The 14,091-nt window shown below is 44.6% G+C and carries 15 protein-coding genes; 4 read left to right on the forward strand and 11 right to left on the reverse strand.

The window, feature by feature from the left end; all coding sequences use genetic code 11:
- Nucleotides 1-19: 19 nt before the first annotated feature.
- The 3 genes from R7R78_RS12715 to R7R78_RS12725 all read right to left on the reverse strand — a co-directional run bounded on the left by R7R78_RS12715 (nucleotide 20) and on the right by R7R78_RS12725 (nucleotide 2,325).
- Nucleotides 20-772, reverse strand: coding sequence for a phosphatase (locus R7R78_RS12715; protein WP_005375066.1), 753 nt, complete (start codon nucleotides 770-772; stop codon nucleotides 20-22).
- Between the two features lie 83 nt (nucleotides 773-855).
- Nucleotides 856-1,302: an SRPBCC family protein gene (locus R7R78_RS12720; RefSeq protein ID WP_005375065.1), complete on the reverse strand. Its 447-nt coding sequence runs from the start codon at nucleotides 1,300-1,302 to the stop codon at nucleotides 856-858.
- Between the two features lie 99 nt (nucleotides 1,303-1,401).
- Nucleotides 1,402-2,325 (reverse strand): DMT family transporter, encoded by a 924-nt coding sequence (locus R7R78_RS12725; RefSeq protein WP_225473717.1) that lies wholly within the window; start codon nucleotides 2,323-2,325, stop codon nucleotides 1,402-1,404.
- 128 nt (nucleotides 2,326-2,453) lie between these two features.
- On the opposite strand from R7R78_RS12725, the gene R7R78_RS12730 reads away from it, so the two are divergent.
- Both R7R78_RS12730 and R7R78_RS12735 read left to right on the forward strand, forming a co-directional pair.
- Nucleotides 2,454-3,347, forward strand: a complete 894-nt coding sequence (locus tag R7R78_RS12730; protein WP_033906699.1) for a LysR substrate-binding domain-containing protein — start codon at nucleotides 2,454-2,456, stop codon at nucleotides 3,345-3,347.
- Nucleotides 3,348-3,420: 73 nt separating this feature from the next.
- On the forward strand, nucleotides 3,421-4,473 hold the full coding sequence (locus R7R78_RS12735) for a S1 family peptidase (protein WP_225473720.1): 1,053 nt from the start codon (nucleotides 3,421-3,423) through the stop codon (nucleotides 4,471-4,473).
- 16 nt (nucleotides 4,474-4,489) lie between these two features.
- Here the strand turns inward: R7R78_RS12735 and fliJ are convergent, their stop codons facing one another.
- From fliJ to R7R78_RS12775, 8 genes are read right to left on the reverse strand one after another with little or no spacing between them, the layout of a single operon-like run.
- Entirely contained in the window at nucleotides 4,490-4,930 is a 441-nt protein-coding gene (gene fliJ, locus R7R78_RS12740; protein ID WP_005384016.1) for a flagellar export protein FliJ, read from the reverse strand.
- A gap of 24 nt (nucleotides 4,931-4,954) precedes the next feature.
- Nucleotides 4,955-6,301, reverse strand: a complete 1,347-nt coding sequence (fliI, locus tag R7R78_RS12745; RefSeq protein WP_137283022.1) for a flagellar protein export ATPase FliI — start codon at nucleotides 6,299-6,301, stop codon at nucleotides 4,955-4,957.
- The gene (gene fliH, locus R7R78_RS12750; protein WP_064354936.1) at nucleotides 6,294-7,049 is read right to left on the reverse strand and encodes a flagellar assembly protein FliH; all 756 of its coding nucleotides are present in this window, start codon (nucleotides 7,047-7,049) and stop codon (nucleotides 6,294-6,296) included. The genes fliI and fliH overlap by 8 nt, the downstream gene beginning before the upstream one ends.
- A gap of 4 nt (nucleotides 7,050-7,053) precedes the next feature.
- Complete coding sequence (locus R7R78_RS12755; protein WP_005375048.1) at nucleotides 7,054-8,067, reverse strand: flagellar motor switch protein FliG; 1,014 nt, start codon at nucleotides 8,065-8,067, stop codon at nucleotides 7,054-7,056.
- Entirely contained in the window at nucleotides 8,036-9,787 is a 1,752-nt protein-coding gene (fliF, locus tag R7R78_RS12760) for a flagellar basal-body MS-ring/collar protein FliF (protein WP_005384024.1), read from the reverse strand. The genes R7R78_RS12755 and fliF overlap by 32 nt, the downstream gene beginning before the upstream one ends.
- A gap of 3 nt (nucleotides 9,788-9,790) precedes the next feature.
- A complete protein-coding gene (gene fliE / locus R7R78_RS12765) occupies nucleotides 9,791-10,147 on the reverse strand; it encodes a flagellar hook-basal body complex protein FliE (RefSeq protein ID WP_005375045.1) in 357 nt (118 codons plus the stop codon).
- 15 nt (nucleotides 10,148-10,162) lie between these two features.
- Nucleotides 10,163-11,494 carry a sigma-54 interaction domain-containing protein gene (locus R7R78_RS12770; protein ID WP_031778880.1) on the reverse strand — a complete coding sequence of 444 codons (1,332 nt, stop codon included), beginning with the start codon at nucleotides 11,492-11,494 and terminating at the stop codon, nucleotides 10,163-10,165.
- On the reverse strand, nucleotides 11,494-12,513 hold the full coding sequence (locus R7R78_RS12775; RefSeq protein WP_213893260.1) for an OmpA family protein: 1,020 nt from the start codon (nucleotides 12,511-12,513) through the stop codon (nucleotides 11,494-11,496). Before R7R78_RS12775 ends, R7R78_RS12770 begins: the two co-directional genes overlap by 1 nt.
- A 379-nt stretch (nucleotides 12,514-12,892) precedes the next feature.
- Between R7R78_RS12775 and R7R78_RS12780 the strand changes: the two genes are divergently transcribed.
- Both R7R78_RS12780 and fliN read left to right on the forward strand, forming a co-directional pair.
- Nucleotides 12,893-13,711 carry a FliM/FliN family flagellar motor switch protein gene (locus R7R78_RS12780; RefSeq protein WP_005375039.1) on the forward strand — a complete coding sequence of 273 codons (819 nt, stop codon included), beginning with the start codon at nucleotides 12,893-12,895 and terminating at the stop codon, nucleotides 13,709-13,711.
- A complete protein-coding gene (gene fliN / locus R7R78_RS12785) occupies nucleotides 13,708-14,079 on the forward strand; it encodes a flagellar motor switch protein FliN (RefSeq protein WP_005375038.1) in 372 nt (123 codons plus the stop codon). Before R7R78_RS12780 ends, fliN begins: the two co-directional genes overlap by 4 nt.
- Nucleotides 14,080-14,091: the final 12 nt, after the last annotated feature.

Here is a 14,091-nt window from a genome sequence, read left to right on the forward strand (position 1 = left end):
ACCTTAAATGTAATCAAGTTTATGCGTTGAGAATGCTGTCATATTCTGCAATTGGTTTACGGCCTCTCAAAGCTAAGAAAGACAAAAACTGCTGAGCGGTGTGAGTAATCACTTTCTTGCTATCAATACCCACTTTGTCCATTAACTCTCCAACCAAATCCAGATTACCAACATCGTGACAGAAATGCGCGTCACTGCCCGTGGTGAAGAAAACACCAAGATCTTTCCCGATTTGTGCAATCTCGTGGCAACGGTCTACGCTGCCTACTCGGCTGTTGCCTTTCAGCGTGGTGTTATTAATTTCAATCGCGACATTGTGCTCTTTCGCGCACGCTAAAACGGTCTGAAAATCAAAGTCGAAATTTGGATTACCAAGATGACCGAGCGCATCAATACGACCACTCTGAATGACATTAACAAGTGCTTCCGTGTGAGTTTGCTTGTTTGCAGGACGAAAAACGGGTTCATGAAAACTCGCGATCACCCAATCTAAGTTGCGGTCCACACTCAGTGGAATATCAATGTCGCCTTCGGTATTCATAATGTTAGATTCAACGCCACGAATAATCGCAACGCCTTCAAGAAAGCGAGGCAGAATTTTCTGGTTCGAGAAGAACCAGTAATGAGGCGCACCCGGCATTGATTCTGCGTGATCGGTCGTGCAGAACATATCCAGCCCGTTCTCTTTTGCCAACTTTGCATTTTCAATCAAGGTACTGTACGCGTGACCACTTGCGTACGTATGTGTATGGGTATCAACTTTAAATTCCATCATCCACTCTCTTAGGTGCGCTATCTTGCGTGCTATTGTATACCTTCAGGCAACGCATCGTCAGCCCAAGATAAGCAAGAACCCTAAGCTTGCTCTTCACTAATGGCTTTTATCAAGGGTAAAGCTTTTTCCCATCCGTGATTAAACATGGAAACAAAGTCGTTGTGAGTATGAATGGTAACATTGAGTAGTAAACGATCGTTGTTGGTATCGATCTGGTAGATCTCTCGCGATCCGATCCACCTAGATGCTAGGTCAGCATCGAGTTGTTGACGATTATCCGGATTAAAAATGGCAACATGATGAAATTCAAGTTTTTGAAGCGGTAGCACCGTATCTATGATCGCCCTTGTCCCGCCCATATCTGGATCAAAAAAAGTGATGCCACCTCCTTCTTCCCAAGCTCCTTCAAATTGAGACTGCGGTGAAAAGGCTTGTGCCCAACGTTTATACAACTCAACATCGGTTAGCACTTCCCACACTCGTTGCGGTGTCGCCGAAATTTCGACGTAATAATTTAGCGTAAGCATGATTTCTCTCCCTGAACCTTTCTTGACGCTAGCCCATACTCAGGAAAAATCAAACCACACGACCAATTTATCTACCTGCCCCCTTCATTTTCCGACAGACTAAGAAGTTCTCGCTTGTAAACCGCCACTGCGATGCGCCGTAAAACGAACCCAACATGTGTTCAGTATGATTGCGAGCACTATTAAACTCATCCCAACAATTTGACTTTGACTCATTCGGTCTTCAAAAAACAGGCTCTGCCAAACCGCAGTGAACAATAAGTTAGTAAAAATGAGTGGCGCAAGTTGAGAGCCACTGCTTGCCAGTTTATATGCTTTGGAGCGAAAAACTTGGGTGTTAATGATCATCAGAGACATCATACCGATCCACAGCGTATTTGAAGAAATCTCAGGCGCAATAACACTCATATTAAGTAACACGTCGAAGTCGTTAAACAAAGTTAGCGGCAACAGAAATACGGCAGCAAAACCAAACGCCCAAAAGTTGATTTCTAGCGGCGACATATTTGTTTTACTCACTTTATATAACGTAAGCTGAGAACCAGAATTGAAGAGTCCACCAGCCAAGCCGAGCAATAAATCCGCTCGCCATGTAATCTCACTTCCACCGCCCGCCAACATAACCACACCAGTGAACGCCATTGCTAAAGCCGCCAATGTTGAAACACGAATGCGCCCCCTCATGAACAGCTTTTCAACCAAGGGAATAAATAATGGGCCAGTAGCAAACAAAACGACCCCCTCAACGAGCGTTAACGTTTGTAATGACGCGATAAAGCAAAGTTGTGACAAACCGATACAAAGAGCACGCAATAAAATAGGCTTTAGCGTGCCCGCTTTAGGAAAGGTAAGGTTTTTCACACGAAGTAAGATAAGCAAGATAAGCGCAGGCACCAAAAAACGTAAGAAGCTAAATAGTGTGACGGAAAGTTCGCCTGACAACTGCTTTGCTAACAGTCCAGTAACAGATAAGCTTAACGTAGACATCAACATGAAAAGGATAGATTTATTTACAGCATTCATTCAATACTCCTTAATATATGGAGCATTTTAAAAGACATCACTTATCGTAAATAGCGAGTAATATTAACCATTGATGTAAGAAAAACTTACAGTTTAACTTATCTATCACCAGCTACGGTTTTTAAATTATGCGGAAACTAGTCCCCTTAAAGTCCATCTACGCATTTGTTGCAGTAGCTGAGTCTGGCAGCATGACAGAAGCAGCACAGATATTAAGTGTAAGCCACTCAGCCGTAAGTCAGGCAATTAAATCGCTGGAGAGTCAAGTCAACAAGCCTCTGTTTGATCGCATAGGCAGACAAGTTCAACTCAATGCGGACGGTAAGAAGTATTACAGAAAGGTGGCACCCGCTTTAGAGCAAATTGTCGATGCAACGGAAGCACTCATCCAAGATCAGAATTTGCAACGTGTTACGCTCAATATGGTGAATTCATTGGCTCTTCACTGGTGGATTCCTCGAATGTCAGATTTACAAGGGTTTGCTCCTCAATTAGACGTTCGTTTATCAAACCTGTCTGGCAGATTCAATTTAGAACAAGAAGGCATCGACGCGGCTTTGGTGCATGGAAATCCCGAAGAATGGCAGGATTACTACTGCGAAAAGCTCAGTGAAGATGAACTGGTTTTGGTGTGCAGTCCTGAATTGATAGCGAAGACAAAGGACTCAAACATCACTCAACTCTTAAAGCAGTATCCCATCATTGAAGTTACTAACGAACGAAGAAAAAATGACTGGAACGTGTGGCTGGACGCGACGGGTATCCAGCGACCTAAAAATAAAAAACCAATCACTTTTAACATGTCGATACAAGCCGTCCAGGCCACAACTCGTCGTTTGGGGTTATTGGTCACTCATCGCTTGTTTGTGAAGGATGACATCAAATATGGTCAGCTAATCGAGCTGGGTGAACCCGTCATTAATCCTCATCAACAGCTTTACTTTGTATGCCCGCCACACAAGCTAAAGCTTGAATCGTTTCATCTGTTGCGATCTTGGCTACAACAATCATTCAACTATTAGAAACTTTTGTTAAGCACATTCACTGAAAAACTAGTATAAAGTTAGAGGAGCACTTTTCATCCAAGGATGGTTTATGAAGCAGTATCAAATATGGCTAAGCGCACTCTGTTTTGCAGTATCTTTGAGTGCGACCGCAGAAGCAGAAAATGATAACCGCCTTTCAGAACAAGGGATCTCCACGGCAATTATTGGAGGGCAGCAGGCGACCCAAAACCAACTTCCTTTTTTTGCACGTCTTATTCTACATAAAACTGGCGCTAATCAGTTTGCCAATATTTGTGGGGGAACCATTGTAAACGACCGTTTCATTTTAACTGCGGCTCACTGCGTAGAACCAAGCGTTTTCACTGACGGGTGGACAATCAACGATCTACGAGTGCTAGTCAAAAACCCTACGATGAATGACGTGTTTGTTGAAGAATTCAAAGATGTTCGCTCTATCACGATTCATCCTGATTATGTGCCTAGCGATTTATGGATTAATGACATCGCTGTCCTTGAATTGACTCGCCCTATTACCGATAACGTTCAATCCATCACTTTACCGCAAGACTTTGGAGACTACAGCAGCAAGACGGTTTATCAGATATTCGGTTTAGGTCAGACCTCGACTAGTGATGAAAACGGGCCAAACTATTTACGCTGGGCAGAAGTAAAACCCCTTACCGACACCCAATGCGCTTCGCTGGTAACAGGGTTTAATGCTCAGGAAAGTTTGTGCGCGAATGGATTTCCTGAGCGAAGCTACACTGGTATCTGCCGCGGTGACTCAGGCGGTCCTCTCACTTATCAAGACAATAATGGCATGTATCAGCAAATCGGTATTGTTAGCTATGGTTCTTCTGTTTGTGAATCTGCTGCGATTCCGAGTGTGTTTACTGAGGTTCTAAATTATACAACGTGGATTGAAGCCCAAACCAGTTCGGGAGTGAAAACTCGTTATAACGCCCTCCTAGCAAGTACAGAAGATTATCATAGTGAAGGCGATTCCGGCTTTGAACCAGAAGATACTAACACGTCGGGCTTTGACGATAACGGCAGCGGCGGTGGTCTCGGATCAGGGTTGATCATGCTTGGAGGCTGGTTTGGTTGGCTAAGACACCGCAGAAATGATTCACGCTCCTAGTTGCGTCAACAAGACATCATAATATCTTGCGCTTAACGCGAGAGTTAATGATGTCTTCAATCATCTTTTGCTCTTTTTTCGCTTTTTCATAGTTCTGCTTAGTACGCCAACGCTCAAGCACTTTTTCTAACCCTTGAACGCGTGCGTGCTTGTGTTCTAGTGTTTTCTGTACAGATGCACATTCCGCTTGCATAACGGCTTGCTCTTGCTCGTGGTGACGAAGCATTCTTTGTAGCATTTGGTCAACACGATTAAAGTTCATCAAAGCCGCGCTCGTCAGCGTCGGGCCGGTTCGGGTTGATTGTCCAGCGTGGCCTTTCAACGCCGATAACTGTTCCAATTGCATTGAAAGATGGGAGTGACGCTGACGCATGGCATCAAGTTGTTGACCCACACGATCACGCTGTTTTTCTTCCATTTGCTGTAACTTGCCTACGGCTTTTAACTTGGATTTCATTTCAGCCTTGTCACTCCCATTTGATTAAGCATTTTGAAAAAGCTGCGCAAGCTCGGTCAAACTGGTTGGGTAATCTACAGACTCGTTGGCAGCTTGTTGTAGATATGCACGCAAGTTTGGGTACATAGCAACTGATTGATCTAACTCAGGATCTTGTCCTGGTTGATAACCCCCTAATGGCAGTAACTCTTTAACCTGAAGGTAGTTGGAGTACATTTGACGGAAGTTATTCGCAATCGTGCTGTGTGCGTCCTGCGTACAAGTATTCATACAACGGCTAATAGACGCGTTGATATCTATCGCGGGATAATGCCCTTGCTCAGCTAGTTGACGCGATAAAACAACATGCCCATCTAAGATGGCGCGCGCGGAATCCACGACAGGATCTTGTTGGTCGTCCCCTTCTGCCAATACGGTGTAAATTGCCGTTAAGCTACCATGTTGATTTTCACTGTTACCCGCTCGCTCTAGGAGTTGAGGTAACACGCTGAAGACAGAAGGCGGATAACCACGAGAAGCTGGAGGCTCACCGAGCGAAAGAGCGATTTCGCGCTGTGCCATGGCGTATCGGGTTAGAGAGTCCATCAGAAGTAGAACGTCTTTGCCTTGGTCTCGGAAATACTCTGAAACGCGATGACAAAGTAGTGTCGCTCTTAACCTCATTAGCGGGGATTCATCAGCAGGAGCCGCGATAATGATCGCTTTCTTGCGCGCTTCTGGGGTTAAGTTTCTCTCGATGAACTCACGTACTTCTCTGCCTCGCTCACCGATAAGCCCGACCACAATTACATCGGCCTCCGTGTTTTTGGTGATCATCCCCATTAACACACTTTTACCGACGCCACTGCCAGCCATCAAACCAATACGTTGGCCTTTGCCTACCGTCAATAGTCCATTAATAGCACGCACGCCTACGTTGAGTGGTGTATCAACTGGGCGTCGCTTCAGTGGGTTAATCGGTTTTGGTTCAAGTGAAACTCGATCTCCCCCCTTAAGCGGTGCCCCATCATCTAACGGCTCACCTAAACCATTCAGTACGCGTCCTAACCACTGAGAGCTTAGCTGCACGGTACTGTCACCATCAAGAGGGATGACTTTTGCACCTGCAAACAGACCGCCTAAACGGCGGATAGGCATGAGGTAAGCAATAGTGTGTTCAAAACCCACAACTTGCGCTTCGATCATATCGCCTTCCGCGGTTTCTACGAGACAACGCTGCTCAAGCTTAAACCGACACCCTACGGCTTGTAACATTAGGCCGTTTACTTTTATCAATCGCCCTGTTACGCGAGCAACAGGGATTGAATCGAGCGAAGCCAAGGCTTCGCTCAAACGCTCACTTAATAGTTCATGGCTTAGGGTATTACTCATGCTCAGACTCTACCTGTGGAATACTGACTTCATCCAAAAGGTGTTGCTTTACATTGTCCATACAGGCTTCCAAGCGAGAGTCGCAGCTCGCATCCGCTTCTGCGTCATCAGTCACTAACTGACAGCCACCAATAGGAAGCTCCGTATTAGGGACCAGTTTCCAAGATTGCGGCAAATCAGCATTGATGTGAGTAATGCGCTCTAAATCTTGCGGATTTAAATGCACAGTTACTGTTTCCGCTTTACCAGGCATGGCAGACAATGTCTCGTCCACCAAAGCTAGGATCTGCTGAGGCATTAAAGTGAGCTCGGCACGAATCACTTGCTGAGCTACCTTTTGTACCAGTTCACAAATCATATGACGTTGTTGCTGCTCTTTTTCATCCTGCCAACGAGAAAGCGCGTGAAAAAGTTCATTGACAGGCTTCGCCGCCTCCAAAAAGCCTTGCTTTCCAGACTGCTCACCGGAAACAAAGCCTTTTTGGAAACCTTCTTTTTGGCCTTCCAACAGACCTTGTTGCTTGCCCTGTTCGATACCTTGGCGTAAGCCTTCCTCATGTCCTTGTTGCAAACCTTGTTGAAAACCTTCTTCAAGTTGCTGTTGGATATCAATTTGAGGTTCTTGCCAGCCTTGGTTATCTAGCCCGAATTCGTCTTCGATAGTCTTAGGTTGCGCTAAAGGAGGAAAACGGTGTAAACGATACCCGCTCGGAGGCAATCGCATAGTACTTGATTTTATCTCTAGCATGACCTTACTCCACCGTTGGCTCTTCATAGAGAAGCAGCTGAACTTCACCAGATTCATCCAGCTCACGTACCATTTGCATGATGTCTTGACGTGCTTTTTGAACTCGACTTAACGCAACAGCGCCGCGTGCGTCCATGTCATCTTCTAGCGCTTTCACCATACGTTGCGGCATTGAACGCTTAATAGCTTGTTGTAAGGTAATATCGGAACCTTTTAGCGCAACTGCCCACAACTCTAGCGGGATTTGCTGCACCAACATGTCCATAGTTTCTTCGCGTTGTCGGCCAAGAACCATAAAGTCGAACATGTTTTCTTCAATTGCATTAACAACATCTTCATCATGCAACTTCAGCATTTCCATCAATGAACCACGGTCACCTTCAAAGCGGTTAATGATATCTGCTGCTTGTTTAACACCTGATAACGGCGTGCTTTGACTTGCGGATACTTTTTCGATGCAACGCTCAACGAGTTCATGCAAATCAACGGCAACTTGATGATCGATATCTTGCAATTGAGCAATACGGAACAAGATTTCGTCATGGTAATCTTGTGGCAAGTGCTTCAATACCGCTGAAGAGCTGTCTGCTGGCAAATACGCTAGAAAAATTGCTTGCATTTGTGGGTGCTCGTTCACAATGAAACGAGCGAGAGTTTCTGCTTCCACCCACTGTAAGCGCTGCATATTGTTGCGAATTTCATCGCCATATAAGGTATTTAATAACCCTTTTGCCAAATCGTTACCCAATGCTTTACGCAATGTATTAGATAGGTATTCCTTCGAGGCTCCTCGAATACCGCTGTGCTCACGGAAATCTTCAAAGAAAGTTTGAATAACACCACGAGCAGAATCGCTCTTAATGCCATTTAACTTCGCCATTGCACGAGTCACACGCTGGGTTTCATCACGGCTAAAGTGTTGCAAAACCTTCGCTGCGGCATCCTCGCCCATGCCTAATAGCACGAGCGCGGTTTGTTCAACATAACTAAGCGTCTGCTTTGATAGAACTGTGTTCATTGATGTTTACCCATTGTTTCAGTATTTCGGCTACGCGCTCTGGCTCTTCATTAGCAATAAGCTGTAGGTGTTTCAATTGAATTTCTAATGGCGAACCTGCTGGTGGTAGCATGTCGCTGTTTACATCTAAACCTGAAGAGGCTGAGATGCCTTTTTCAGATAGGCGGCGATCAAGTACTTCTTCATGCTCGCGTTCTTCACGCGTTTGCAAGTTTTCGTAGTCAGGCTCTTCCTGAGGCTCAGCAAAATTTAGCTCAGGCACAGGTTTATCAACGCCAGTTAGGTGCATGATTAATGGACGCAGTACGAAGAAGATCATCGCCAAGCCTAACAAGCCACCAATAACGTAGCGTATTGGCTGCTGTACTGTAGGGTCTTGCCACCACGGCAGTGCAGGAGGAGCATCAATTTCGATTGGGGTGAAGTTGAAACTCATTAAACTTAAGCTGTCACCTCGTGTGGCAGAGATACCAACAGCATCCATGATCATGTTTGAGATTTGCTCTTTATCGGCTTCACTCCACGCCACACCATCTGGCGAAGCTTTGGAGTTCAACAGAACCGATACACTAAGCTTTTCTATTTGGCCTTGTTGGTATTGAGTACGACGAACACTGCTCCCTACAGCATATTGACGATTCACTTCAGATCGCGCATTCGTGTTTTGGCTATCGTTCGTTTCCACTTCACCAGATCCTGTCACTGGCGGTTGGTTACTTAGAGAACCAGGAACACCCAACGCAATTTGATCAACCGAGTTGTTATGAATGGTGTGCTCATTACGCACAACCGGTGCGTTATCCAAAATTTCTTGTGTTTCTTCAACTTGGCTAAAGTCCAGATCGGCAGCGACTTGTACTCGGAAGTTACTCGGCCCCACAATCGGCGTAAGCATATCTGCTGCGCGTTGGATGATCTGTTTTTCAACACTCTTCTGGTATTCAAGATATTTCGCATTTACTTTACCAGCTTCCGCAGAAGCGACATCCGCACTAAGAAGACGGCCATACTGGTCAATGACAGAAACAAATTCTGGCTTCATTGCCGTGACACTGCCGACCACTAGGTTAATGATCGCTTCAACTTGTTCAGGCTTTAAGTCTTCACCAGGTTTGAGCTCAAGCATGACAGATGCTGAAGGATTCTCACTGTTTTGGCGGACGAATAGAGTTTGACGAGGTATTGCTAAATGAACACGCGCGTTCGCTACTGAGTTCAAAGACATGATAGTACGTACTAACTCACCTTCTAAACCATGACGATAACGCGCCGTTTCCATAAATTGGCTCGTACCAAGAGAGCTATCTTCCTTGAGCGAATCCAAACCTGTCGGCAGCTTAGCTTTAACACCTTTTGATGCAAGCAACATGCGTACCTTCGCAACCTCACCTTCTGGTACAAGAACTTGTCCATTTTGCTCTTGCATGCGGTAGCTTACGCCTTCGCTTTCTAATACCGACACAATTTCGCCGATATCAAAACGCTCTTGCTGGCTATATAGCGGACGAAAGCTCTGCGAGGAACTCCATAGTGCAACCACAATAATCGCTGCAACAATCGCAGCTAACACCGCAGATAGCACTAAGTTTCTCTGACTGCTAGACCAGATTTGCTTCAGCTTCGTTGTCACATCGTCCATGCCGTTGGCAGTAGAAAATGTCTGTGCTGTGCCGGTAGCCATAGCTGTGTTTCCGGCGACTTGGGGGGTTAGTTCTGACATGAATTACACCGGCATCTTCATAATATCTTCAAATGAGGTCACGACTTTGTTGCGCACTTGCATCAAAGCATTAAAGGACAAGCTGGCTTTTTGGCTCGCGACCATTGCACCAACTAGGTCATCACTTTTTCCTGTTTCTACGGCCGTCATTTTTTGACTAGCCACTGATTGATGTTGATTCACTGTATCCAACACATTTGTCATCGCTTGTGAGAACGATAAAGGTGCGTTTAGTGATTGTTGATCTAAAGGATTTGCACTCACGATAAACTCTGGCGGCTGCACTTGTGCCTGCATCGCCTGCATTTTTGACAACATAAGTTGCTCTGCCGAGACCGCATGAGTAGGTTGACTTGCCATCTATTTTTTCTCCTATTAGGCAGCCGAGCCTAGTGCCGACTGTAAATCAATACCATGTTCTCGCATTGCTGCGAGCTTGTAGCGTAGCGCTCGAGTAGAGACTCCAAGCGCGTTTGCGGTTTTCGTTCGGTTTCCACCAAACTGACGTAACTTTTCCAAAATAAACTGATATTCAGCTTGCTTCTTCGCTTCTACATGACCAAAACTTGAAGTTGGCTCTGCTGTAGGAACTGACGCGACAAGCTCAATAGGCAGCATCAGGTCATGGGCTGTAATGTAATCACCATGACGCATGACCAAAGCGCGTTGAATGACATTTTCCAACTCACGAATATTGCCCGGCCAGTGATACTGACTCAGCGCACTAATCGCATCTTGGGATAGGTGACAGCGGCTGCTATCTTGATACTTTTCAATAAAGAATTGGCTAATCGGTAGAATGTCCTCTTTTCTTTCACGCAAAGGCGGCCAGTGCAGAGGCAGCACATCTAATCGATAATAAAGATCTTCACGGAACGTGCCTTTTTGAACTTCCTCACGTAAGTCTTTGTTGGTTGCCGCAATAACACGAATATCGAGCTGAACGGCTTTATGGCTACCAACACGTTCTACTTCACGCTCTTGAAGGACGCGTAACAATTTAGCTTGAACCGCAGGTGACATTTCACCAATCTCGTCAAGCAGAATCGTCCCGCCATTTGCTTCTTCAAACTTACCGCTTTGAGAATTTGTCGCTCCGGTGAACGCGCCTTTTACATGACCGAATAGCACAGCCTCTAACATTGACTCTGGAATGGCGGCACAGTTAACCGCCACAAATGGACCATTGATACGCGGAGAGTGCTCATGCACATATCGCGCCAGCACTTCTTTACCCGTTCCCGATTCACCTGTAATAAGCACACTCGCGTTAGTACATGCTGCACGATGCGCTAATTGCAGAACTTGTTTGCTTCTCCAAGACTCCGCAACAATGTTGGCCATTGGCTTACCTAACGCTTCAACACGTTTAAGCAGATTAACCAACTGATTAGATTCAAATGGGCGTAATAGATAATCAGTAGCGCCCGCTTTCATCGTCTCAGCAGCCAAGATGCCTTGTTCTTGGTCGACAATCGCAATAACAACACCCGAATTTCGCTGCTTTTGGTGACACGCGACAAACTCACGAACACACATATCCGGCAGCGTAGAGCTCACTAAAGTGATTTCTGCTCGCTCTTCAAGCAAAGCGCCTCGACCAGTACGAGTGTGTTTCGCGGTGTAACCTGCATTTTGCAACACATCCAATACTGGTTGAGCAAGAGCTTCATTTGGCTCAACCAACAAAATTTTCGTTTTCGTCATCATTGAACCTTAACTTTCGTTTGTTGATTTTGTGATTGTAGATCTGGGTGGTGTTTCGTAGCCGTATACTCGTTGTCCCTCACTAAACGCAGGGTGACACGTCGGTTTTTTGCTTGGCCATTAACCGAGTTATTGCTGGCAATTGGGTAACGCGAACCATGAGCTCGTGTTTCGATCATCGACTCGTCGACCCCAAGCTCAATCAAAGCGTTGGTGACTTGCTCTGCTCGAGTACGTGACACAGAAAGGTTCGTTAAACTTGAACCAACGTTATCGGTGTGACCGTCGATGAGGATTTTGGTCACTCGATCATCCACAGATACATAGCTATACAGCGCTTCTAGTGTTGCTTTCTGTCCACGACTTAACGTCTTCTGACCAAACTCAAATGAGAGCGCCATATCCCTTGCCTCTGAAAAAGACAATTTAGGCAATCGCGCGCGACACGCATTAAATGATTTCAATGCGTTTTGAATTTGAAGAGTAGGAATCACAATCTCTGAAACAGAGGAAGCATTACTTCCTTTAAGTGACAGCGTCACCCAACTACCCGAAGCAATTGAATCCATGAATTCTTCAGCGCCTTTATTAAAGATGAAACGCTGAGACGGCTTAGTAAATTCAAGGGAGCCAAATTCTTTTCTATAAAGCTCATTACTCCAAGGAGCATTTTGAGTTGTTAAAGCAATCGTTTTCCATTTATTGTTTTCATATTCTATATCGGAAATAAAATAGAATTTATTATTAGGTTCCGCTAGGAAATAAAACTTCCCATAGTCATTATTTGATTGCAACAAGTTGCATTTGAATTTATTTCCCTCATATGTCCATTTAGAGAGGTCCATAGGGATTGTTAAGACTTCTTCTGAATATGACACTTTTGAAAAAATAAAACTGATAACAATAATTGTGTTACAAATTATCAAACGGACATGATTCATGTATATCTTACATTCCCATGACTTAAACCGTTTAATTAAATATGCCACCAAGCCGAGAGAACTGGCATAGCTAATCATTTTAATTACCTATTCTGAATATTAAAATTGGTTACAAAACGCTCAAGAGAGCACGCTTAGCCTCCAATGGAAGCTTTAAGCATAAAAAACAGTATCTTATAATTTATTTGTTTGAAGTTGTTGTTACGCCATAAAGGCAATTTAAAAAATCTATAACAACTAAAACGCTCAACATTGTTATTTTATTTATTAAGCGATTTATAAAGAAAACTAACTCTTTTTAAATTTCATTAAAAGATTATGACTATATGAACAAAGCAACATGTGAACTAAAGTCACAATCTTAGAGTTTGGAGCTAAAAGATCATTAAAATTTCTGTGTAGACTACACGCCATTAAGTTAAAACACTTTCGATTGTTAACGCACGGTAAAATATAAATGGAAAATAGAGTTAGCGAGCCTATTTCTGATAGTCAACTACTTGATGTAGAATTATTAGGCAAACCTATTCATATCATTCGTGAGAAGCTCGATAATTTAATTTCAGAATCTTGCTCAAACCTTACGACTGAATTACAAAATTGGCTCAGCACAGGAAAAGTGGAAGCTAGCTTAACCTCAGTAGACTTGCACCGCTTTACATCGGTTGAGATGGACAAAGAGCAAACGTCGACCTATCAACATCAGGAAGGCGGCATGGTATTCATCCATGGTAACCCTCACACGCTAATAAAGTTAGCTGATAGATTTTATGGTGCAAGTGCAGAGCGTTCAGCCGCTACTCTGACGGCCAGTGACTTACGTTTACAAGAGCGCATCAGTCGAATCATCATCGGTTGGCTTGCTCCTGGTGAAATGTGGGACACGGGTGAGTATGAGACCCCTAGAGGTATTGGCATTAACGTTCAATTAAACATTGCGTTTGACGATCATCAAGGCTCAATTCATCTCAAGCTAGATGGTCATCTTATTCAAACGCTGATCGAGCAGCTTGAACTGCAACCTGATACCGATTTGTTTCAACCTTTCTGTCGTTCTTTAGAGACGACCCCCGTTCGACTGAACGTTGTTCTAAGTAAAAAGAAGATGCCTTTAAGTGATGTGGTTGGCTTACAACCCAACGATATTTTACCTATTGAGCTTCTTAACACGGTTCCAGTAAGCATTGGCAACCAATCTCTATTTACAGGTCGTATTGCCGAGCAAGACGGCCAACTTGTTTTGATCTTTAACCCTGATAAGGAACCGCAGCGATGAGCGAAGCGCTAGAAACTAATGCATTCGACGCAGAAGAACTGAACTTTGATGATTTTCAATTAGAAGACTTTGAAGCCGAAGATACGCTCCAACAAGAACCAGCCACTGCGGAACGTGACCTTAGCTTTTTCAAAAGCATTCCTGTCACAGTCACGCTGGAAGTTGCGAGTAAGGAGATCCCACTTGGGGACTTAATGAAAGCGGGTGAAGGCACGGTTATCGAGTTAGAAAAGCTCAATGGCGAGCCTTTAGACGTGAAAGTAAACGGTTCTCTTATGGGCCACGCTGAAGTTGTCGTTGTCAATGATAAGTATGGACTTCGTCTGATCGATGTACATGACTCTGCATTGAGTGGCGTTGGTCAATAATCTTAGGTAGGC

It is taken from the genome of Vibrio sp. 2134-1 (genome assembly GCF_033339495.1).